Annotated in this window: 19 protein-coding genes; 14 read left to right on the top strand and 5 right to left on the bottom strand. The window is 35.6% G+C overall.

Annotated elements, in window-relative coordinates:
- Positions 1-229 precede the first annotated feature (229 nt).
- Positions 230-2,038 (top strand): hypothetical protein, encoded by a 1,809-nt coding sequence (locus REB14_RS18040; RefSeq protein ID WP_309522895.1) that lies wholly within the window; start codon positions 230-232, stop codon positions 2,036-2,038.
- Positions 2,039-2,327: 289 nt separating this feature from the next.
- Positions 2,328-3,272 carry an aldo/keto reductase gene (locus tag REB14_RS18035; protein WP_309522894.1) on the top strand — a complete coding sequence of 315 codons (945 nt, stop codon included), beginning with the start codon at positions 2,328-2,330 and terminating at the stop codon, positions 3,270-3,272.
- A 165-nt stretch (positions 3,273-3,437) separates the two neighbouring features.
- Here the strand turns inward: REB14_RS18035 and REB14_RS18030 are convergent, their stop codons facing one another.
- Positions 3,438-5,285 (bottom strand): chloride channel protein, encoded by a 1,848-nt coding sequence (locus REB14_RS18030; RefSeq protein ID WP_079241708.1) that lies wholly within the window; start codon positions 5,283-5,285, stop codon positions 3,438-3,440.
- A gap of 173 nt (positions 5,286-5,458) precedes the next feature.
- On the opposite strand from REB14_RS18030, the gene REB14_RS18025 reads away from it, so the two are divergent.
- From REB14_RS18025 to REB14_RS18000, 6 genes are all read left to right on the top strand, one after another.
- Positions 5,459-6,148 (top strand): response regulator transcription factor, encoded by a 690-nt coding sequence (locus tag REB14_RS18025; RefSeq protein WP_309522893.1) that lies wholly within the window; start codon positions 5,459-5,461, stop codon positions 6,146-6,148.
- 13 nt (positions 6,149-6,161) lie between these two features.
- Positions 6,162-6,395: a four helix bundle protein gene (locus REB14_RS24230; protein WP_409993841.1), complete on the top strand. Its 234-nt coding sequence runs from the start codon at positions 6,162-6,164 to the stop codon at positions 6,393-6,395.
- 148 nt (positions 6,396-6,543) lie between these two features.
- Complete coding sequence (locus tag REB14_RS18015) at positions 6,544-7,830, top strand: sensor histidine kinase (protein ID WP_079241710.1); 1,287 nt, start codon at positions 6,544-6,546, stop codon at positions 7,828-7,830.
- A 96-nt stretch (positions 7,831-7,926) separates the two neighbouring features.
- Positions 7,927-8,682, top strand: a complete 756-nt coding sequence (locus REB14_RS18010; protein WP_079241711.1) for a COG4705 family protein — start codon at positions 7,927-7,929, stop codon at positions 8,680-8,682.
- Positions 8,683-8,735: 53 nt separating this feature from the next.
- The gene (locus tag REB14_RS18005; protein WP_309522892.1) at positions 8,736-11,156 is read left to right on the top strand and encodes a TonB-dependent receptor domain-containing protein; all 2,421 of its coding nucleotides are present in this window, start codon (positions 8,736-8,738) and stop codon (positions 11,154-11,156) included.
- A 32-nt stretch (positions 11,157-11,188) separates the two neighbouring features.
- Positions 11,189-11,998 (top strand): phosphatase PAP2 family protein, encoded by an 810-nt coding sequence (locus REB14_RS18000; RefSeq protein WP_309522891.1) that lies wholly within the window; start codon positions 11,189-11,191, stop codon positions 11,996-11,998.
- 60 nt (positions 11,999-12,058) lie between these two features.
- Here REB14_RS18000 and REB14_RS17995 read toward each other — a convergent pair whose 3' ends face one another.
- Both REB14_RS17995 and REB14_RS17990 read right to left on the bottom strand, forming a co-directional pair.
- Positions 12,059-12,862 (bottom strand): SDR family oxidoreductase, encoded by an 804-nt coding sequence (locus tag REB14_RS17995; RefSeq protein ID WP_309522890.1) that lies wholly within the window; start codon positions 12,860-12,862, stop codon positions 12,059-12,061.
- Between the two features lie 18 nt (positions 12,863-12,880).
- The gene (locus REB14_RS17990) at positions 12,881-14,539 is read right to left on the bottom strand and encodes an FAD-binding dehydrogenase (protein ID WP_309522889.1); all 1,659 of its coding nucleotides are present in this window, start codon (positions 14,537-14,539) and stop codon (positions 12,881-12,883) included.
- A 151-nt stretch (positions 14,540-14,690) separates the two neighbouring features.
- Between REB14_RS17990 and REB14_RS17985 the strand changes: the two genes are divergently transcribed.
- The 5 genes from REB14_RS17985 to REB14_RS17965 all read left to right on the top strand — a co-directional run bounded on the left by REB14_RS17985 (position 14,691) and on the right by REB14_RS17965 (position 18,281).
- The gene (locus REB14_RS17985) at positions 14,691-15,119 is read left to right on the top strand and encodes a rhodanese-like domain-containing protein (protein ID WP_309522888.1); all 429 of its coding nucleotides are present in this window, start codon (positions 14,691-14,693) and stop codon (positions 15,117-15,119) included.
- 1 nt (position 15,120) lies between these two features.
- On the top strand, positions 15,121-15,624 hold the full coding sequence (locus tag REB14_RS17980; RefSeq protein ID WP_309522887.1) for a TlpA family protein disulfide reductase: 504 nt from the start codon (positions 15,121-15,123) through the stop codon (positions 15,622-15,624).
- 357 nt (positions 15,625-15,981) lie between these two features.
- Positions 15,982-16,377 carry a DoxX family protein gene (locus REB14_RS17975; RefSeq protein WP_309522886.1) on the top strand — a complete coding sequence of 132 codons (396 nt, stop codon included), beginning with the start codon at positions 15,982-15,984 and terminating at the stop codon, positions 16,375-16,377.
- 148 nt (positions 16,378-16,525) lie between these two features.
- Positions 16,526-17,599, top strand: a complete 1,074-nt coding sequence (locus REB14_RS17970) for a sensor histidine kinase (protein ID WP_309522885.1) — start codon at positions 16,526-16,528, stop codon at positions 17,597-17,599.
- A complete protein-coding gene (locus REB14_RS17965) occupies positions 17,580-18,281 on the top strand; it encodes a LytR/AlgR family response regulator transcription factor (protein ID WP_309522884.1) in 702 nt (233 codons plus the stop codon). The genes REB14_RS17970 and REB14_RS17965 overlap by 20 nt, the downstream gene beginning before the upstream one ends.
- A gap of 191 nt (positions 18,282-18,472) precedes the next feature.
- Here REB14_RS17965 and REB14_RS17960 read toward each other — a convergent pair whose 3' ends face one another.
- Positions 18,473-18,790 carry a DMT family transporter gene (locus REB14_RS17960; protein WP_034698029.1) on the bottom strand — a complete coding sequence of 106 codons (318 nt, stop codon included), beginning with the start codon at positions 18,788-18,790 and terminating at the stop codon, positions 18,473-18,475.
- 240 nt (positions 18,791-19,030) lie between these two features.
- On the opposite strand from REB14_RS17960, the gene mug reads away from it, so the two are divergent.
- Positions 19,031-19,534, top strand: a complete 504-nt coding sequence (mug, locus tag REB14_RS17955; protein WP_079241720.1) for a G/U mismatch-specific DNA glycosylase — start codon at positions 19,031-19,033, stop codon at positions 19,532-19,534.
- A gap of 3 nt (positions 19,535-19,537) precedes the next feature.
- Here the strand turns inward: mug and REB14_RS17950 are convergent, their stop codons facing one another.
- Positions 19,538-20,143 (bottom strand): DNA-3-methyladenine glycosylase, encoded by a 606-nt coding sequence (locus tag REB14_RS17950; protein ID WP_079241721.1) that lies wholly within the window; start codon positions 20,141-20,143, stop codon positions 19,538-19,540.
- Between the last annotated feature and the right edge of the window lie 270 nt (positions 20,144-20,413).

The following is a 20,413-nucleotide window of genomic DNA, read 5'->3' as shown; positions in this document are numbered from 1 at the left end:
CAACTAATAAATATAGTAAAAAAAGTTATAGTTGATGTGGTAGTCATACAATTAATGGTGTCTCAGTAACAATTTTACAGAAATCGATTCAAAAAAATGACATTTGACATGTTTTACACAAAATGAAATATTATTTAATGCATAATTCATTTTAAAATAATATTTTTAAGGAGTGAATAGTTGTAAAGGATTTTTAGATGAATAACAAAAGAACTTTTATCAAAACTTTATGACAAAAAAACCTTTGCACAATTTCCATATTCCGGTAATGGGTCTGGCTTACACAATAGACAGCCCGATTCGTGTTGCCCAGTATGGAATTTCTTCCGTCATTTCCATTATTGATGATGAAATTCTGGAAAAAATGAAGAACTTTTACAACAAAAAGTTCAATCTTAACTATTTCGGAATTTCAGCAAAAACAGAAGACTACAGAGCCAGAAGAGTTACGGCTTATCTGGATATGGTGGATGATATTGTGAATGAAAAATTTGAATCTTTCAAACAAGAAATCAGCAAGAATAAAGAAGCTTTGATGGATTTCGTAGCTATGCTTCCCAATACATCAGATCTCAAAAACAGTCTTCAGAATCTTATCAATCAAAAAGACAATTGGAGTTCTAATATCAAAAATTTCATAGAATCCAATTTAAAACCGGGAAGTATTGATGTCAATATCATGACGAAAGTCGATAAAGACAATTATCAGAATAATGAACAGCTTCCTGTGATGTACAACGATGCGCATGCCTCTCTGCGTGGATTTGCCAAAAGTAAACTATCATCATCAATGGTTCTTTCTGCAGGGATGAACCCCCGTTTGTATAGCTATATGGAAGAGTTTGATGATTTTTTTCCGGATGAAAACGGCAACATCAAAAAGAAAATTATCCTTAAAGTAAGCGATTTCCGTTCTGCTATGATTCAGGGAAATTTTCTGGCTAAAAAAGGATTATGGGTTTCAGAATACAGAATAGAATCCGGACTGAATTGCGGTGGTCATGCTTTTGCCACTGAAGGAATGCTTCTTGGACCTATCATGGAAGAATTTAAGCAGAAAAAAAGCGATCTGATACAATCAGCTCACACCTTAATGACGGCTGCTTTAGAACAAAAAGGAAAACATATAGTTTCCGAACCTTTAGAAATGAAGATTACCGTTCAGGGTGGAGTAGGAACTTCTGAAGAGCATGAATTTTTACTGGCTAATTATAGTGTAGACAGTGTTGGATGGGGTTCACCATTTTTACTTGTACCAGAAGCAACATCGGTAGATACAGAAACCCGAAATCTGCTTTTACAGTCAAAAGAGAAGGATTTCTATCTAAGTAATATTTCGCCATTGGGAGTGCCTTTTAATACGGTAAAAGGGACATCCAATGAAGTCTTGAAGTATGAGAAAGAAGCAAAAGGGAAATATGGAAGTTCGTGTCCCAAAAAGCTTCTCGCACTAAGCAAAGAATTTTCTCAGGAAGGAACATGTACTGCTTCCAGAAAATATCAGGAGATCAAACTGAAAGAGCTGTTCGAAAACAAACAAACCTTGACGGAAAAGGAATTCAATAAAAGAAAATCCGAAATTACCGATAAAGCCTGCTTATGTGTAGGACTTGTGAATGCAGCATACATGGAACAGAACCTTGAAATTAAAGGAGAAAAGCAAGGCGTTGTAATATGTCCCGGACCGAATATTGCCTTTTTTGATAAGGAAGTTTCTCTTTCAGAAATGGTAAAACATATCTACGGAAACACCAATATTCTTTCTGATAATCAACGTCCGAATATGTTTATTAATGAACTGAAAATGTATGTGGATTATCTGAGAAAGGAAATCACCGAATCCACTGTACAGATTACTCATTCGCAGACAAAAAAATGGAATGCTTTCAGGAAAAATGTTCTTGAAGGGATCGCATATTATCATGAGCTTTTTACAGCATCATCATTCTTCAGCAACGGTTTATCAGCCATCAATCTTCAATTACAGGAATACAAACTTCAGCTTATTGCTATTGATATTCCACAGGTTGAAAAATAACCGTATTTTTAATTGATAGATAATAAAAACAGCTTTTCAAACGGGCTGTTTTTATTTTTTTTAGCTTTTTTGTTTGAAAATAGCAAATCAGAGATAAAATCTTTGCACCTTAAAGCAGCTGGTGTTTAATTTATTTGCGTCTTTGCGATTTTCTAACAAAATAATAATCAAAAAAACTGAGGAAAGATCAGCATTTTCATTTATAATAACTATAAAGAGAATGGTCATTTTGAATATTCTCCGGACTTAATATTCCTTACCTTAGAGCTCACTTAGTAAAATTATTTTTATGGAAAAAAGAAAAATCAAAAACACCGATTTAGCGATTGCCCCAATCAATTTCGGAGGAAATGTTTTTGGATGGACACTGGACGAAAAACAGTCTTTTGATATACTGGACCGCTTTACTGAAGCCGGATTCAATTTTATAGATACTGCAGACACCTATTCATGGTGGGTGAACGGAAAAGGCGGACAGTCTGAAGAGATCATCGGAAAGTGGATGAAAAGCAGATCAAACCGCAACGACATCGTTTTAGCAACGAAAGTTGGCTCAGAGACAAAAGAACATGGTTATGATATCAGTAAAAAACATATTCTTAAATCTGTAGATGAGTCTCTGCAAAGACTTCAGACGGATCATATTGATCTCTATTATACCCATTTTGATGATAACACCACTCCGGTAGAAGAAACGCTTTCTGCTTATGATGAGATCATTAAGGCTGGAAAAGTACGTTATATTGCGGCTTCCAACTTATCTCCGGAACGCCTGAAAGCATCATTTGAAGCCGCGGAAAAGAATAATCTTCCTAAATATGTTGCGTTACAACCTCATTACAATCTGATGGAAAGAGAAGGTTTTGAACAAAATTATGCTCCTCTGGCAGACCAGTTTGACTTAAGTGTATTTCCGTATTGGTCACTGGCAGCAGGTTTCCTGACCGGTAAATATCGTGATGAAGCAGATCTTGCAAAAAGCGCGAGAGGGGAAGGGGTAAGAAAATATTTGAATCCAAAAGGGCTTGAAGTTTTAAAAGCGCTGGATCAGGTGAGTGCAAAACACAATACCACTCAGGGAACGGTTTCTCTGGCATGGCTGCTATCCAATCCTTTGATCACAGCACCTATCGTAAGTGCCACCAGTGCTTCACAGCTGGAGACCGTATTCAATGCGCCTAAGCTTATTCTGGATCAGGAAGATATTGACCTGCTGAATAATGCAAGCAACTAATTTTTTCAAATTTCATTATAGACTAAAATTAAATCCGTTCAGAAATGAACGGATTTTTTTGTTATTCGACGATGTTAACCACCCCGTCAAAAATTCTTTGAATTTTCGCCACCCCTCCGGAGGAGGGGAATTTAGGTTTTCGGTTGTTATATTCTGTTATTACTATTAATCGGAATATTCCTTCAGAAGCTGTCTGTAGCTCATTAATATTGAAGATTTTGAAATAAAGCCTATGAAATCATTAGCATCACTCACTACCGGCAGATTCCACACTCCTGTATCATCAAAGGTCTGGAGAATATCCAGTGGTCTATTTTCCCTATGAAGAACAGCTGGTGGTGCTTTCATGATCTGAGTAACTGTCTGAGAGGTTTCCATTTCTTTGTTGAATAGATAAGGCCTTATATCATCCAAAGTAAGAACTCCTTTAAGTTTTCTGTTCTCATCTACCACAGCGAAAATATTTTTATCTCCATTCTTTACCATTTCAAACAATTCTGTAACAGAGGCATTCTGACTGATTGTTTGTGAATATTTGTCAATAAAGTCTTCAGTTCTCAGGGCGAAAAGTAGGTTTTTGTCATGCTTGTTTGTGAAAATTTTTCCTTCATCAGCTAATGATTTTAATTCCGGAGAAATTGGGGAGAACCATTTGGCAATAAGGTAAGATATGATAGAGGCTATCATCAAGGGAATAAACAAATCATATCCGAAACTTGATTCTGCGATCAGAAATATAGCTGTAAGAGGAGCATAGAGTACACCACTCATGGCACCTGCCATTCCTACCAGAACAAGATTGGTCACAGGAACATCCGTAAAGCCTAAATGCTGACAAACCAGTGCAAATAAATAACCTAAAGTTCCTCCGGCAAAAAGAGAAGGCGCAAAATTACCACCATTTCCACCACTGAATATGGTAAATGAAGTGGCAAATGCTTTTAGAAGCAATACCAGAACTAAAAATATAATAATGGTCCAGTCTCCGATCTCAAAATATCTGAAAAAACTGTTTTCAATAATAGAGTAGGTATTTCCATTGGTAAAAGCTTTTACCGTTTCATAACCTTCCCCAAATAAAGGAGGAAAAAGAACGCATAATAGAGAAAGAACAGCTCCTCCGAACATTGCTTTACGCATTCTCGAAAGCTGAAGCCCTTTTATAAAATGTTCTACTTTTTGAGAAATAATCACAAAATAACGGGCGTACAAGCCTGTAACAATTCCTAAAATAAGATAATACGGAACATTTTTATAGTTAAATGGATCTCTGGTATAAAACCTAAAAAGCACATCTTCCTGCAACAAAATCCTAGATAAAAGACTTCCGCAGACCGCAGCAACGACTAAAGGAATAAAATCTGTGAAAACAACTCCGGTTAAAAGAATTTCAAAGGCAAACATAATCCCGGCAATAGGAGCATTGAAAGCAGATGCAATCCCGGCAGTAGCTCCCGCAGCAAGTAATAAAGTACGTTCTTTGTAACTTAGTCTGTACGTCTGTGCATAATTGGAACCAATGGCAGCTCCGGTAACGGCAATAGGACTTTCTAATCCGGCAGATCCTCCCAATCCTACGGTAACTGCACTCTGTATTACCTGAGAATACATTTTAACGGAAGCCACAATACTGGAATTCTGAGCAATTTCGTACAAAATAGCTCCGATCCCTTTACGGTCCTGACCTTTGAACAGCGTCAGAACAATCATGGTAGTCAAAACAATTCCTAAAAATGGAAAGACGATATAGAATAATATCTGATATTCAAAATGAACTTTATTCGTAATAAAATAGTGAATATTGTGTACCAGCGTTTTCAGAATAACTCCTGCCAGACCAGCTGTGCAGCCTACCAGAATTCCGGAAAGAACAAGAAACTGATTTCTACTTAGCCTGTTGTTCAGCCAATGCAGAATAAGCTCATAACTGCGTGCTTTTTCTAGTCCGTATTTTTGGAAATCTCTTTTAAATTTAAGGAAGCTCAGGTACTTTTTTTTGTTGTGAATTTTCACCTTGGAAATATTTTATACTATCATCAGATTGATACAGCACCGTAAATTTATGAAATATATCACAAAAAACCTCCTTTTGAGCCTTTACACTTGTTCTATAGATTCTATTTTTGTAATTTATAATTTAATTTAAAATTCAAAATTTCTTCTAAATTTGGTTATAGATTTATCGCATGAAAATTCTTATCATTGAAGACGAAGCAGCACTTGCTCAAAGTATTTCCGAATATCTTTCCGGAGAAAACTACCTTTGTGAAACGGCCAGTACCTTCGGTGAAGCCATGGATAAAATTGAAACATTTGACTATGATTGTATTTTATTGGACATTATGCTACCGGACGGAAATGGACTTACCATTTTGGAAGAATTAAAAAAACAACAGAAACAGGACGGAGTAATTATTATTTCTGCAAAAAATGCCCTTGATGATAAAATTGAAGGGCTAAAGCTGGGCGCTGATGATTACCTTACCAAACCTTTTCATCTTTCTGAGCTTATGGCCAGAGTATATTCTATTATCCGGCGGAAACAGTTCAGCAGTTCTAATGTAGTAAAACAAAATGAACTTCAAATCGATTTATTGGCCAAAACTGTGGTTGTAAATGATGAAGTGATTTCTTTGACAAAAAAAGAATTCGATCTCCTCATTTATTTTATCGGTAACAAAAATAAAGTTATTTCCAAAAGTACTCTGGCAGAACATCTTTCCGGAGACTTCGCAGATATGCTTGACAATCATGATTTTGTCTATGCTCATGTAAAAAACCTCAAGAAGAAGCTCTATGACGCAGGATGTGGACATTATCTGAAAACAGTCTATGGAACGGGATATAAGTGGGAAAACTTAAGTAATTATGAATGATGAATTATAAATTATGAGTGAAAAGAAAAATGTGCTGAAAGATAAAAGTTTTAATTTTGCAATTAGGATCATTAATCTTTATAAATATCTTTCGGCTAATAAGAATGAATATGTTCTGAGTAAACAATTATTAAGAAACGGAACTGCAGTAGGAGCTTTAATAAGAAAATCACAGAATGCAGAAAGTAAAGCAGACTTTATTCATAAACTCGCTATTGCCCAAAAAGAATGTGATGAATCTATTTAATGGATTGAGCTTTTATTTCATACTGATTATTTATCATCCACAGAATATGAAAGCATCAATAATGAAGCTACAGAAATATTAAAAATAATCCGAAGCATTATCATTACCTCAAAAAGTAAAAATTTATAATTTATAATTCATCATTATTTTGAAGCCTCTACTCACCAAAACCACCAAACCCTTTCTTATATACGTACTTATTGTACTGATGATCAGTATTCCTGTGTATTATTTTGTGGTGGATACGATCTGGAAAAGTGAGTTGGATGAGCATAATCAGATTATTATAGAAAAAACGGCTTATGAATTCAATCAGCTGCAACTTTCTGAAGAAGCACTGGACAAAAGCCTTGAATTATGGAATCATATTCAGCCTGAAACCAATATTGAAAGAATTTCTCCCCATCAGGTAAAGCGGGACAGTGTTTATACTTACGAAAGGCATCTTCCTTTTATTTCGGAACAGAAAAAAGAACGCTACAGATGTCTTGAAAAAGTAATTTATCTTCATAATAAGCCCTATCTGTTTACCATACAGACCAATATTGAGGAATCTCATGAAACCATAGCAGTTATTGCCATGATTACCATTTTCTTTTTTGTGGTGATTGTTGTTGGTCTTTTATATCTTAACAGAAGGCTTTCCTCATCTGTCTGGAAACCGTTCAGAAGTACATTGGATCAGTTGAAGAGTTTCAATCTTAACAGTCAGAATACTATAGAATTTCCGACTTCTGACACCACTGAATTTGAAGAACTCAATCAGTCTCTTTACAAACTTATTGAACGTAATGTATCAGCTTACAAAACCCAGAAAGAGTTCACTGAAAATGCCTCCCACGAATTGCAGACTCCACTTGCCATTATTAAAAACAAACTGGATCTTTTGCTTCAGGATCAGAATCTTACCGAAAAACAATACAGCATTGCAGAAGATATGAACAGGGCGCTTACAAGAAGCTCCCGTATCAATAAAAACCTTTTGCTGCTTGCTAAAATTGATAATAACCAGTTCGACAGTTCAGAAACTATTTCTTTTGATCATTTGCTTCATCAAAGCATTGATATTCTCAGAGAACATTTTGAGCAAAAAAATATTTCAGTTACAGAACATATTTTCAATGAGGTACAGGTAAGTGGAAATAATATTCTGGCAGAAATACTGATCAACAATCTTATTATCAATGCAATCCGTCATACTACTGCAGGCGGGAGTATTTCTCTACAGCTTACTGATTCTGTTTTTGAAGTTTCCAATTCCGGGACTGAGAAACTGAATACAGATTTTTTATTCAAAAGATTTTCAAAACTTTCAACAGATAATAGTGGAAGCGGGCTGGGGCTGTCTATTATTCAAGAAATCTGCAGACTTCATCAGTGGACTATCAACTACAGGTTTGAGAATCAACACCATATTTTCTCTGTTAAATTATAGTTAAAAATATTCCCTTTTCCCACAATTCTAAATTTCTTCTAAATCGGGTTGCACCTTTGTATTGAAAACATACTGAGGTATAAATTTTATTTAGAAATGAGAACAGTAAACAAAGTTGCAACCGTTACCCTTCTATTCTGGCTGATGAAAATTGTAGCCACCACATTAGGAGAGACTTTAGGTGATTTTATTTCTATGACGCTTCATCTGGGCTATATAGTAGGTATTCTGATTACCCTGTTGTTCTTTGTCGTCATTTTATCCGTGCAGCTTGGTGTAAAAAAATATATACCAGCCATCTATTGGATGGTGATTATAGGAACAACCACTTTAGGAACGGAAATCTCTGACTGCATCGACAGAACTCTGAAGACCGGCTATCTGACTGGCAGTTTAATTTTACTTTCAGGTCTTTTATTTTCTTTGTTTTTGTGGTATAAAAAGTATGGTAATCTTGAGGTTTATCCCATTTTTGAAAGAAATAAAGAATTATACTACTGGACTGCCATTTTATTTTCCAACAGCCTGGGAACTGCTTTTGGAGATTTTCTGAGTGATAATTTAGGACTTGGCTACATGACAGGAGCTTTGATTACCGGACTGATTATCCTTATTGTTGTCGTACTTCATTATGCCACAAAGATCAATCATGTGTTGCTGTTCTGGATTGCTTTTGTTTTCACCAGACCATTTGGGGCTACTTTCGGAGATCTTTTAACCAAACCTTTAGCGAAAGGAGGGCTGGATCTGGGAACTCTCAATGCTTCTCTGATATCTCTTGCTCTGATGGTATTGATGATTGTCATTTCACAAAGAAAATACAACCGGGAATTACCCCTTCAAAACGAATAATCCAACACCTGTTATAACGAAAAAGACTTTAAAGAAAATATAAAACTAGAAGAATGAATAAAACAGCTCTGATATTTTTTCCAGCCTGTATAGTGGCTTCTTCCTTTGTTTCTGCACAGATAGCTTCTGTGACGGCTTCAGGAAGGATCACGAGTATAGACAAAACAGCATTGCCTTATGCTCATATTATTTTAAAAAAAGAAAAAGACAGCACTTTTACAGCCGGAACAATTACCAATGAAGACGGCAGATTTTCTCTTACCGGAATAAAACCAGACCACTATCTTCTGGAAACCTCACTCGCAGGATATCGTACACAGATACAACCTGTTTTTATAGGAAGTCTTTCTGAGTTTCTGGAAATTCCTACCATTGAGTTAACTCCACAGCAGGAAACTGAAACCAAAATAGAAGCGATTACCATTACAGCTTCCAAAAAGAATGAAATAGACAGCCGTTTGGATAAGAAAACCTATTCTGTGGCCGATAATATCAGTCAAAGCGGTGGTTCCGTATTACAAAGTATGCAAAACCTTCCGGGAATTACCGTACAGGATGGTAAAGTACAGCTGAGAGGCAATGATAAAGTAACCGTTCTGATTGATGGCAAACAGACGGCTCTTACAGGTTTTGGAAGCCAGACCGGACTGGATAATATCCCTGCTTCTGCGATTGATAAAATTGAGATCATCAACAATCCTTCCTCAAAATATGATGCGAACGGAAATGCCGGAATCATCAATATTATCATGAAAAAAAATAAACAGAACGGATGGAACGGAAAAGCAGGGTTCACTACAGGACTAGGTTCACTTTGGGTAAGAAAGGAAAATCTTCCCACCATAAGACCACAGTATACTCTTACGCCTAAAATTAATCCATCATTATCTATCAATTACAGAAAAAACAAAGTCAATATATTTTTACAGGCGGATAATCTTTATACGGAAACCCTTAACAAAAATGAATTTGTTACCCGTAGTTATGATGACGGAACATTGATCAATTCTCAGCTGAAAAGAAACAGAAATACCAATTTCTTTACGACCAAAGCCGGAATAGACTGGAATATTGATCCTCAGAATACCTTCACTATTTCAGGAATGTATGGAAGTGAAAAAATTATCGACAGGGGAGATCAGCCGTTTTTCAATGGAGATATGTCTCAGCGTATTCGTTTATGGCAGTTTCTGGAGGATGAACTGAAAACAACAGTGATGGGAACTGCTTCTTATCAGCATAAATTCAAAGAAGCCGGACATGTACTGAATGTGGGATTCAACTATACGTTCCATAGAGAGGATGAAAAATATTTCTATGACAATTATCTGCCGTCTTCTACCGGAACAGATGCTTTTAAACTATTATCGGATGAACAGGTCTACGATTTCAATGTAGATTATGTAAAACCTTTAAAATATGGACGAATAGAAACAGGAATTAAGCTGAGAAACAGAAGCATTCCTACCAATATGAATTTTATTCCGGGGGCAAACTCTGTTCTGGATGTTTCTGCAGGTGGGAAGGCAGATTATAAAGAATTTATTCCTGCCGTGTATGGAAATTATATTTTTGAAAATGAAAAATGGGAAGCAGAATTGGGGCTTAGACTGGAATATGTGAGAATTCAGTATGATGTAAATCCAAACCATCCTACGTATAAAAGTGACGGATACAATTACACCCAGCCATTCCCGAATTTCAGGTTGGCGTATAAGCTTGATGACCGTAATAAGTTCTCTGTTTTCTACAACAGAAGGGTAGACCGTCCCAATGAAGTAGATATCAGAATTTTCCCTAAATATGACGATGCTGAAATTATTAAAGTAGGAAATCCTGCCTTACGTCCACAGTTTACGAACTCCGTTGAACTCGGATATAAACACAATTGGGATAGCGGATATTTATATTCTGCATTATATCATCGTTTTGCCAATGGGACGATCACTAGAATTTCCAGTATTGTTCCGGGCAGCACTTTAATTTATGCCATCTTCCAAAATGCAGGGAAGAGTTATAATACAGGACTTGAAACAATTTGGAACCAAAAAGTATCGGATGTTTATTCCCTGAATGTCAACGGAAATATATACCGTAATCAGATTGACGCATTTACCGTACAAAATCTGTATCCTCAGCCTAATACATTCTCTGCAGATCAGCAAACAGCTATCTCAGGGAATGTTAAGATGAACAATGTTTTTCATTTCTCCAAAGGGTTGGATATGCAGTTTACCTTGGTGTATCTGGCTCCGGATATTATTCCTCAGGGAAAAATACAATCAAGATTTTCGATGGATGCAGGAGTGAAAAAAACCATTCAGAAAGGAAAGGGAGAACTTTTTTTTAACGCCTCAGATTTACTCAATACAATGGTGATCAAGAAGTCTGTACAGGGTAAAGGATTTGCTTATACCAGCAATGATTATTACGAAACCCAGGTGGTTCGCTTGGGATACAGCTATAAATTTTAATACAGAATCGGATAATTTTAAAGTAATTTAGAATGAAAAAGCACTTTCAAAAAACATGGATGTATGTAATGATTTTGAGTTCAATTTTAAGCAGAATCAATGCACAGAGTGTCAATGATACAATTAAGGTTGAAAAGTCTGTACAGGATAGCATTAGCACGAAAGAAGTTCAAAAAAACACACTGAATTATAAAAGCCTGATCATTCCTGCAGTATTTATTACCTATGGATTAGCAGGTCTTTCCATTAAGAATCTGAAGCAGCTTAATGTATCTACTAAGGTTGAAATCAACGAACATCAGCCTAAACAGATACAGCTCGATAATTATACCCAATATGCTCCGGCAGTAATGGTATACGGGCTTAATGCAATGGGAATAAAAGGAAAACATAATCTGAGAGACCGCACCATCATTTATGCTTCGTCACAGTTAATTGCAGCTGCCTTTACAATGCCATTAAAGTATCTGGTAAAAGAGGAAAGGCCGGACGGATCTAATACGTTATCTTTTCCTTCAGGACATGCTGCCACCGCATTTTCTTCAGCACAATTTATGTTCCGGGAATATAAAGACACCAATTTCTGGCTCAGTATCTCCGGATATCCGTTTGCAATTTTCACCGGAGTTTACAGAATGTTGAATGATAAACACTGGCTGGGAGATGTTGTAGCAGGAGCCGGATTTGGAATTCTTTCTACAGAACTGGCTTATTGGCTGTTTCCAAAAATTGATAATTTATTACGAGGAAAAAATAAAGTTAAACCTTCGCTTTCATCCACGATGGTAATGCCATTTTATCAGAATAAAATTGTGGGAATTGGTTTGGTAAAAACCTTTTAAAACAAATTCTTCATTATATTTATTAAAAGCATCATTTCTTCTTGAATGGTGCTTTTTTCTTTACACCACCTTAGCTTTACGGATTATTTTGGCTAATATATTGGGAAAGAATCTCTTTAGATACACAGCCATAACTTCTTTACCGCCTATAGCTTTTTGATGTTTCTGTTTTTCAATGGCATGGAGCATTTTTTTTGCAAAAATATCTGTAGGCATACCATTCTTTGTGGCATCATCCATAGTACCCTGTAATGATCCGTTTCCTGTAACTGCATTAATAGAAATATCAGTTTGTCTAAAACCAGGACAAATGATCGTAATCTTAATATTCTGACTGAATAATTCTGCCCTCAAGGCATCAAAAAAACCATGTAATGCATGTTTTGCACCGGCATATCCGCTTCGCATAGGAGCACCGAAAATTCCCATTAAACTGGACACGACGGCAATGTGTCCTCCTTTATTTTTAATCATATAAGGCAAAACAGCCTTTGTAAGAGCTACTGTTCCGATATAATCAATATTGATAAGCTGTTTATCTACTTCAATATCGGTTTCCATAGCTAATGACCGTTGTGACAATCCTGCATTATTAATCAAAATATCGATCTTACCGAATTGTTCTGATGCTTTTACTGCAATGGAAGGCATTTCTTTATGATTTTGAAGATCTAAAGGAATTACCGCATACCGATCTTTACTCAAACCAGCTTTTTCAGCAACGGAATGAAGCTGTTCTTCTTTTCTGGAAGAAAGGATAATTTTGGCATTGCTACTTTCGGTTAACTCTTTTACCAAAGCTTCGCCAATGCCTGAGGATGCTCCTGTGATCCAGATGACTTTATGATCGAAATAATTACTCATATTTATTAGTATTTAATTTTAAAGTCCGGCAATGTATTTTCCGGCTTTCATTCCTGAAAAGATACAACCACCTAAGAATGTTCCTTCCAGAGCTCTGTAGCCATGCATTCCGCCACCGCCAAAACCGGCAGCTTCTCCTGCAGCATACAGTCCTTCAATAATACTGTCATCCTCTCTCAATACCTGACCATTCAGATTGGTTTTTATTCCGCCCAACGTTTTTCGGGTTAAAATATTAAGGCGTACAGCAATCAAAGGTCCGTTTTCAGGATCTAGAATCTTATGCGGAGCAGCAACTCTTCCCAATTTATCACCTAAATAATTTCGGGTATTCCGGATATAATTAACCTGAATGTCTTTTGAAAACTTATTGTCTAGCTCTCTGTCTCTGGCTTCAATCTGAGATTTTATGTTTTCATATTTCAACAGAGTATTTCCAGCCAGTTCATTCATTCTTTTAACCAGATCTTCCAGACTATCTGATACAATAAAGTCTTTTCCGTGTTCTTTAAAAGCTTCTACAGGTCCTGGTGCTTTTTTACCAAAAATCCTTTTCAGAAAAAGAGAGTAGTCTTTATTAGTGATATCAGGATTCTGCTCTGAACCTGAAAGAGCAAATTCTTTTTTGATAATTTTCTGAGTAAGAATAAACCACGAATAAGAAAACCCCGTTTCCTGAATATACTGTAAAGTTCCCAGCGTATCAAATCCAGGGAGAAAAGGGGCTGGGAGACGTTTCCCTTTTGCATCAAACCATAGCGATGAAGGCCCCGGAAGTATCCGGATTCCGTGTTTTGGCCAGATTGGATTCCAGTTCTGTAAGCCTTCTGTATAATGCCACATTCTGTCCGGATTAATGATATGAGCGCCTGCATTTTCTGCAATGCCTATCATTTTACCATCCACATAGGCCGGAACACCACAAACCATGTTTTCGGGTGCTTTTCCCAATCTTTCCGGCCAGTTTTTTCTTACCAGCTCATGGTTGGCACCAATTCCTCCGGAAGCGATGATGATATTTGGAGCTGTATATTCAAATGTTGAGATAACATTTTTGTTGGTAGCAGCACCTCTTTCCTGGGTATCATTTTCCAGAATATCCCCTTTAAGACCTTTTATCTTTCCGTTTTCGGTAATAAGTTCTGTCACCCGATGTCTGAATTTCATCTGAAGCAGCCCTTTTTCCTGAGCTTTATAAGCTTTTTCCACAAAAGGTTTTACAACTCCCGTTCCTGTTCCCCAACTCACATGAAAGCGGGGTACAGAATTTCCATGACCTGTTGCGGAACCATCACCACGTTCCGCCCAGCCTACCATAAACATTAACTTGATTCCCAGTTTTGAAATATATTCGTACTTTTCATCAGCAGCAAATTTCAGGTAAGCTTCAGCCCATTGACGAGGCCAGTAGTCTTCCGAGCGGTCAAAACCAGCTGTTCCTTTCCAGTCCTGTAATGCCAGTTCATAAGAATCTTTGATTCCCATTCTTCTTTGCTGTGGTGAATTGATGAGAAATAATCCTCCAAATGACCAGAATGCCTGTCCACCAATGTTCTGTTCAGTTTCCTGATCTAAAAGCAGTACTTTTTTCCCGGTATTGGTAATTTCCATGGCAGCAGTAAGCCCTGCCAGTCCGGTTCCGATAATGATAGCATCAGGCTGGAATCTTTCTTCCATTGTTAAGAGTGTTTTTATTCAACAATACTTCACATAAATGTATAAAATTATTTGTTAAAGGCTTTAAAATTAAAAATTTTAATAAGTCAACTTGAAACACTCCAGCCCTGAACTCTGAACTTTTCAACTTATCTTTGTGAAAAATAGAAGAATGAAATATTTGTTTATCATTGCTTGCTTGGTCTGTTCAGTTTTCATTCAGGCACAGCAAAAACAGGATCCATGGAAAGACAGCCAGCTGATGGATCCCGTATTACTGGCTTCCAGAATTGAAAAAAATAAAACAAAAGATCTTGTGATTATTTCAGTTGGTCCTGAAGCTATTATCAAGGGTTCTGTTGACATTGGCCCAACACATGAACCTGAAAATCTGGAAAAATTGAGAAATTATCTTAAAGATATTCCAAAGAACAGAGAAATTGTGGTCTACTGCGGATGCTGTCCTTTTGTAAAATGCCCCAATATTCGTCCTGCATTTGCTTTGCTGATAGAAATGGGCTTCAAAAATGCGAAACTTTTAAATCTTCCGAAAAATATCAAAACAGACTGGCTTGATAAAGATTATCCTACAAATGATTAATATGAAGAATGGTTTTAAACTACTATTTTTTATACTGTTTTCAAGCTATATGAATGCTCAAAACAAAATAGAAATAGGGAAGAAAGCGCCTGAAATTACAATGACCAAAGCGGATGGAACTTCATTTTCTCTTTCCGAATTGAAAGGAAAATTGGTTCTGATTGATTTCTCGGCAACATGGTGTGCTCCTTGTGTAGAGGAACAACCTCAGTTGAAAACGATGTATAGTACCTACTCAGAACAGATAAAAAATAATCAGTTTGAAATAGTAGGTGTTTCTTTGGATAAGAATAAAGAAAACTGGCAGAAAACAATTGACAGATTTCAGATCAACTGGATACAGATCAGTGATTTAAAATTCTGGAAAAGCCCTGTAGCAAAGCTTTATGAAGTTGATGAACTGCCTTTTAATGTCATTATTGACGGGCAGGGAACTATTTTAGCTAAAAACCTTCATGGCAAAGAACTGGAAGATTTCATTAAGAAAAGTCTGACACAGAATTAAGAAAGATTGTTTTCTGGATATAATATAAAAGAGTGGTAAGTTATTTTACCACTCTTTTTTAATTGAAAAAGATAAAAGTATTTGTGTATTAGAATCTTGCCATAATCATTTGAAATATCTGTTGAAGACGGGTTAATGATTATGAGGGAACTCATCATCGTATCTGGGCGTAAAGATAATAAATTCTTTTAATTAAATCACTTTATATTGAAATATGTTATAAAATTAATATCTCATTAAAATACTGTTCATCAATAAAAGTTATAATTACCACGAACATAAAACGTTTATATTGATTTAACAGTTGTTGATATTCAGAATATTGTGCCTTTGTTTTTGTATACTAATTTTGTTTCTATGAAAAAGAGTTTCTACCTCCGTTTTGCGCTTTCAGTGATCTTGCTGATGCATAGTCTGATTTCTATTTTCAGTGGGGATGTAAATGACTTTGGACAGATCTATCTGAATGGATTAGGTTTCAATCCTGTAGGAATTTATATAGCCTGGGTAGTAAAACTGACCCATCTTTTATCGGTACCATTAATCTGGGTTGACAGATGGATCAAGCCAGTGGCTGTTTGTAATATTTTGATTTTCATTTTTGGAATCTATTACGTCCACTGGCAAAATGGATGGTTTGTGGCAGGTGGCGGAACTAATGGTATTGAGTTCAATGTTTTGCTGATCTTCAGTTTTTTTAATCTGATGTACCCCGAAGTTTCCCTGAATTTTATGAATAAAAAGAAGAGGTAACATTTTAAAATCATTTGTTTTTTCATAGTCCTTTATTAGCAGCCATCATCAATACTGATAGTTGGTAGATGGTAACCTTCATTTAATAGACTTATTTTTTATATTTGAGAGAACAAATAGTACTTTGTACTTTTAAATGATAATAAGCTTGAAATCAGACAGTCAATCTAAATGGCGGATTCATCTGCTTTTTTGGATATTGTATTATATTCTGGAAATTTACCTTGACTTTTACTGGTCCAGATATCAGTTTCCGGATTTTAAATGGCAGATAAGACTTCAGAATACCTTTATGCTGGAGCTCGGATATCTTTTTGTGAAAATTCCCTTAGCGTATGCTTTGCTGTATGTAAACGAAAGGCTTGATCTTAAGCATGTTTTTAAATATATTTTCTGTATTCTCATTGTAATAGCAGCTGTTTTGGTTCACCGTTTTTTAACCCATTATATTTTTTATCCTGAGATCTATGGCGTTACAGAAACATTGGACGGAAAGCATGCTACAGGATTTATCAACGGCTATGTGGCTTTTAATTCTTTTATGGATCTGATTTTTATGGTAGGTCTTATTTTTGGGGTTGAAATTACACGACAAAAGAATGTACTCAAAGAACAGATCTCTCAATTAAAATCAGAAAAACTAGATCAGGAACTTACTATGCTGAAGGCTCAGATCAATCCTCATTTTCTTTTCAATACGCTTAATAACATTTACGGAATGGCACTGAAAAAAGCAGATGAAACTCCGGATGTTATTCTGCAGCTTTCCAAAGTAATGCGGTATAATATTTACGAAGCTGCAGAAAAAACTATTTCTGTAGTCAAGGATATTGAGAATATTAAAGATTTCATCCAGATTCAGAAGATTCGTTACCGTCAGCTTACTGTGAACTTTACAGAAAATATTGATAATGCTTCTCAGGAAATTTCACCACTGATATTGATACAGTTTATAGAAAATGCCTTTAAACATGGCGTTTCCGAAACCCTGGGAGAAGCATTCATTACAGTAGATATCCGATTAAAAAACGGAATTCTTACTTATTTCATAGAAAACTCCAAACAGGAACAACCCCATGAGCATTCCACAAAAATAGGTCTGAAAAATATCCGCAGGCAGCTCGAATTGCTTTATCCCAATCATACGCTTTCTGTAGAAGATAAGAATAACCGCTATATTATAACTTTAATCATTGATTTCCATGATACAACCAGCCACTAAAAGATACAACTGTATTATTGTAGAAGATGAACCTATTGCTGCTGATATACTGGAAAATTTCATTTCTAGAGATCCGGAACTGAATCTCGTAGGAAAATGTGCCGATGCAGTATATGCCAGCAGTCTTTTAAGTATTCATGATGTAGATTTAATGTTTCTTGATCTTCATCTTCCTGTAATAAAGGGCTTTGATTTTCTCAGAAATGTAAAAAATCCTCCTTTTGTGATTGTTACAACTGCTTACCATCAGTATGCGGTAGAAGGTTATGAGCTAGATATTGCGGATTATCTGATGAAACCCATTCCTTATGAGCGTTTTTTGACTGCTATTGAAAAATTCAGGTATTTGATGGAAGCAGAAGATGCTTTACTTGAAGTTTCTGAACGTGATTTTATTTTCATGAACAGTGGTAAAAAGAAGGTTAAAATTATTCTCCAGGATATTTTTTATATTGAAAGTTTAAGAGAATACATTCATATTCATACAAAGACAAAGACTTTCACTTTTAAAATGCCCATCAGTAAAATAGAGGAAATTCTAAATCCCGAAATGTTTGTCCGCATTCATAAATCCTATATTATATCACGATCAAAAATAGAGGTGAAATCTGTCAATATTATTCAGATCAATGGAAAAAAACTTCCCGTGGGGAGAACTTATAAGCCATTGATAGAGCTTTAGGATTGAGAAGTGAAATTATGTTTAAAACCACCCCGTCAAAAATTCAAAGAATTTTTGCCACCCCTCCAAAGGAGGGGAATTTTAAGTCCTTCGATTCAAAGGGTGGCAAATATAAATGAAGATAGTTTATTATTTGAATGTTGAATAATGTTTTGGTTTAAGACTTATAATTATCTTAAGCCAATTTTTGTTTAAAATACCTTAAGACCAATGATTCCCACTACAATCAATAAAGCAGAAAGCAATCTTAAAATACTTGCAGAATCCTGAAAAAAAAGAATGCCCACCAATAAAGTTCCTACCGCCCCAATTCCTGTCCAGACTGCATATGCCGTTCCTATAGGAATACTTTTTTGAGCAAACCAGAGAAATCCACCACTGATGGTCATGCATAAGATCGAAAACATGATCCAGCTCCATTTATTATTTTCCGGTTGTTGGGATAATTTAAGCCCCAAAGGCCATCCAATCTCAAAAATTCCTGCGATAATTAATGCAATCCAGTTCATACTATTTTTGTTTTAATGATATTGAGAATGAAAATCTATTAAAGAAAATTCATTGCTTTTACAATACAAAATTACCGCTATCAATTTATAATCAATACTATAAACTATGTGATCCGGCAAAAAACAGAGATAGAATGTATTTTACCGAAGATGAAACGTTTCATATAATATAATAATATAATGGAATTTGAATAACACAAATAGTGATACCTTTATACCACGAAGTAACTTAATATCATTATGCTGACAGACATTATTTCAACACATCTTAACGTTATTTTTTGTGGAATTAATCCAGGTTTAAAATCCTCAAATGACGGCCACCATTTTTCAGGGAGGAGTAATCGTTTTTGGAAAGTACTGCATCAGGCAGGGTTTACACCCTATGAAATAGAAGCGGTGAATGATACTTCTCTTCTGGATTTTGGATATGGACTAACGACAGCTGTGGCTAGAGCAACCTCCCGTGCAGATGAACTTTCAAAGGAAGAATTTGATGAATCTCTTGAAAATTTTAAACTTAAAATAACAAAATATCAACCGAAATATGTTGCTTTTCTAGGCAAAGCAGCTTACAAAGCATTTTCTAAGAAAAAAGAAATTCTTTGGGGAGAGCAGCCAGAAGATTTTTGCGGGGCAAAAGTATGGGTTTTACCCAATACAAGCGGTCTGAACCGAGGTTTTTCTCTTGATAGTCTGGTGATGTATTATAAAGAGTTCCATCATTCGGTCCATGAATCCTGATATTTATACTTTATTAGGTTTACTCACATATTTATTTCCCTTCACAAAAAAACGCCAGGGTAAAAGAGCATCTTCCTGTGCATAGGCAACACCAATACGAGGACTTGCACTGATTTCATCCTGAGCATATGAAATTCCATGGTCTTCAATCCAGATCTCATGTCCGGCCAGATCTTTTTTATTGAATGTCCTGTCAATTCCTAATGCTTTCGCTGCCGATCCGGGGCCTGCAGAAATAGAAGGTTTAGAAGCTGACATATTCCTTCTGAGTTCCATAATTTCTGTTCCAATTAAAGGTTCTATAGCTCTCACAAGAACAGCATGAGGATCATCTTGCACTGAAGTCACCACATTAAAAAGATGATGAACCCCGTAGCATAGATACACATAAGATACACCGCCATGACTGTATAATGTTTCTGTACGATCTGTACGTCTGCCTTTATAGGCATGGGAAGCTTTATCCTTAACGCCAAAATAGGCTTCTGTTTCTACAATAATTCCTGCTGTTGTTTCACCATTGATTTTGGTAAAAAGTACTTTTCCCAAAAGGTCCTGTGCCAGAAAAAGAACATCCTGATTGGAATAATAGGAGGGTGGTAGTTTCATGAATGATGTTAGAATTATTAATTCAAAAATAATAATAATTTATCTTAAATGAAATTCGGGAAGATGAGTTTCTTTTTTTAAATAATAAATATGTACAGAGCCGTAATTTTTCAATATTATTTTTTTATGAATATTTATACTAAAAAAAATGTTATTCTTTGCATAATATGTTTGATGGTAATTTTTACAGTTCATTTTGTCAAGATATAAATAAAATAAATCTATATTGATACAATAATAGAATAATTAAATAATTGAAAATTAATAACT

Source organism: Chryseobacterium metallicongregator (assembly GCF_031324065.1).
In the GTDB taxonomy this organism is placed as follows: Bacteria; Bacteroidota; Bacteroidia; order Flavobacteriales; family Weeksellaceae; genus Chryseobacterium; species Chryseobacterium metallicongregator.
The sequence above is the reverse complement of the archived record's forward strand: the minus strand, read 5'-3'. Positions and strand labels throughout refer to the sequence as shown.

Excerpts from the sequence above, each read along its gene's own strand:
- REB14_RS18035 (WP_309522894.1), top strand. The coding sequence starts at position 2,328 with ATGGAAAAAAGAAAAATCAAAAACACCGATTTAGCGATTGCCCCAATC.
- REB14_RS17975 (WP_309522886.1), top strand. The coding sequence starts at position 15,982 with ATGAAAAAGAGTTTCTACCTCCGTTTTGCGCTTTCAGTGATCTTGCTG.
- REB14_RS17980 (WP_309522887.1), top strand. The coding sequence starts at position 15,121 with ATGAAGAATGGTTTTAAACTACTATTTTTTATACTGTTTTCAAGCTAT.
- REB14_RS17950 (WP_079241721.1), bottom strand. The coding sequence starts at position 20,143 with ATGAAACTACCACCCTCCTATTATTCCAATCAGGATGTTCTTTTTCTG.
- REB14_RS18040 (WP_309522895.1), top strand. The coding sequence starts at position 230 with ATGACAAAAAAACCTTTGCACAATTTCCATATTCCGGTAATGGGTCTG.
- REB14_RS24230 (WP_409993841.1), top strand. The coding sequence starts at position 6,162 with ATGAGTGAAAAGAAAAATGTGCTGAAAGATAAAAGTTTTAATTTTGCA.
- REB14_RS17965 (WP_309522884.1), top strand. The coding sequence starts at position 17,580 with ATGATACAACCAGCCACTAAAAGATACAACTGTATTATTGTAGAAGAT.
- mug (WP_079241720.1), top strand. The coding sequence starts at position 19,031 with ATGCTGACAGACATTATTTCAACACATCTTAACGTTATTTTTTGTGGA.
- REB14_RS17985 (WP_309522888.1), top strand. The coding sequence starts at position 14,691 with ATGAAATATTTGTTTATCATTGCTTGCTTGGTCTGTTCAGTTTTCATT.
- REB14_RS18000 (WP_309522891.1), top strand. The coding sequence starts at position 11,189 with ATGAAAAAGCACTTTCAAAAAACATGGATGTATGTAATGATTTTGAGT.
- REB14_RS18010 (WP_079241711.1), top strand. The coding sequence starts at position 7,927 with ATGAGAACAGTAAACAAAGTTGCAACCGTTACCCTTCTATTCTGGCTG.
- REB14_RS18005 (WP_309522892.1), top strand. The coding sequence starts at position 8,736 with ATGAATAAAACAGCTCTGATATTTTTTCCAGCCTGTATAGTGGCTTCT.
- REB14_RS17995 (WP_309522890.1), bottom strand. The coding sequence starts at position 12,862 with ATGAGTAATTATTTCGATCATAAAGTCATCTGGATCACAGGAGCATCC.
- REB14_RS17960 (WP_034698029.1), bottom strand. The coding sequence starts at position 18,790 with ATGAACTGGATTGCATTAATTATCGCAGGAATTTTTGAGATTGGATGG.
- REB14_RS17990 (WP_309522889.1), bottom strand. The coding sequence starts at position 14,539 with ATGGAAGAAAGATTCCAGCCTGATGCTATCATTATCGGAACCGGACTG.
- REB14_RS18025 (WP_309522893.1), top strand. The coding sequence starts at position 5,459 with ATGAAAATTCTTATCATTGAAGACGAAGCAGCACTTGCTCAAAGTATT.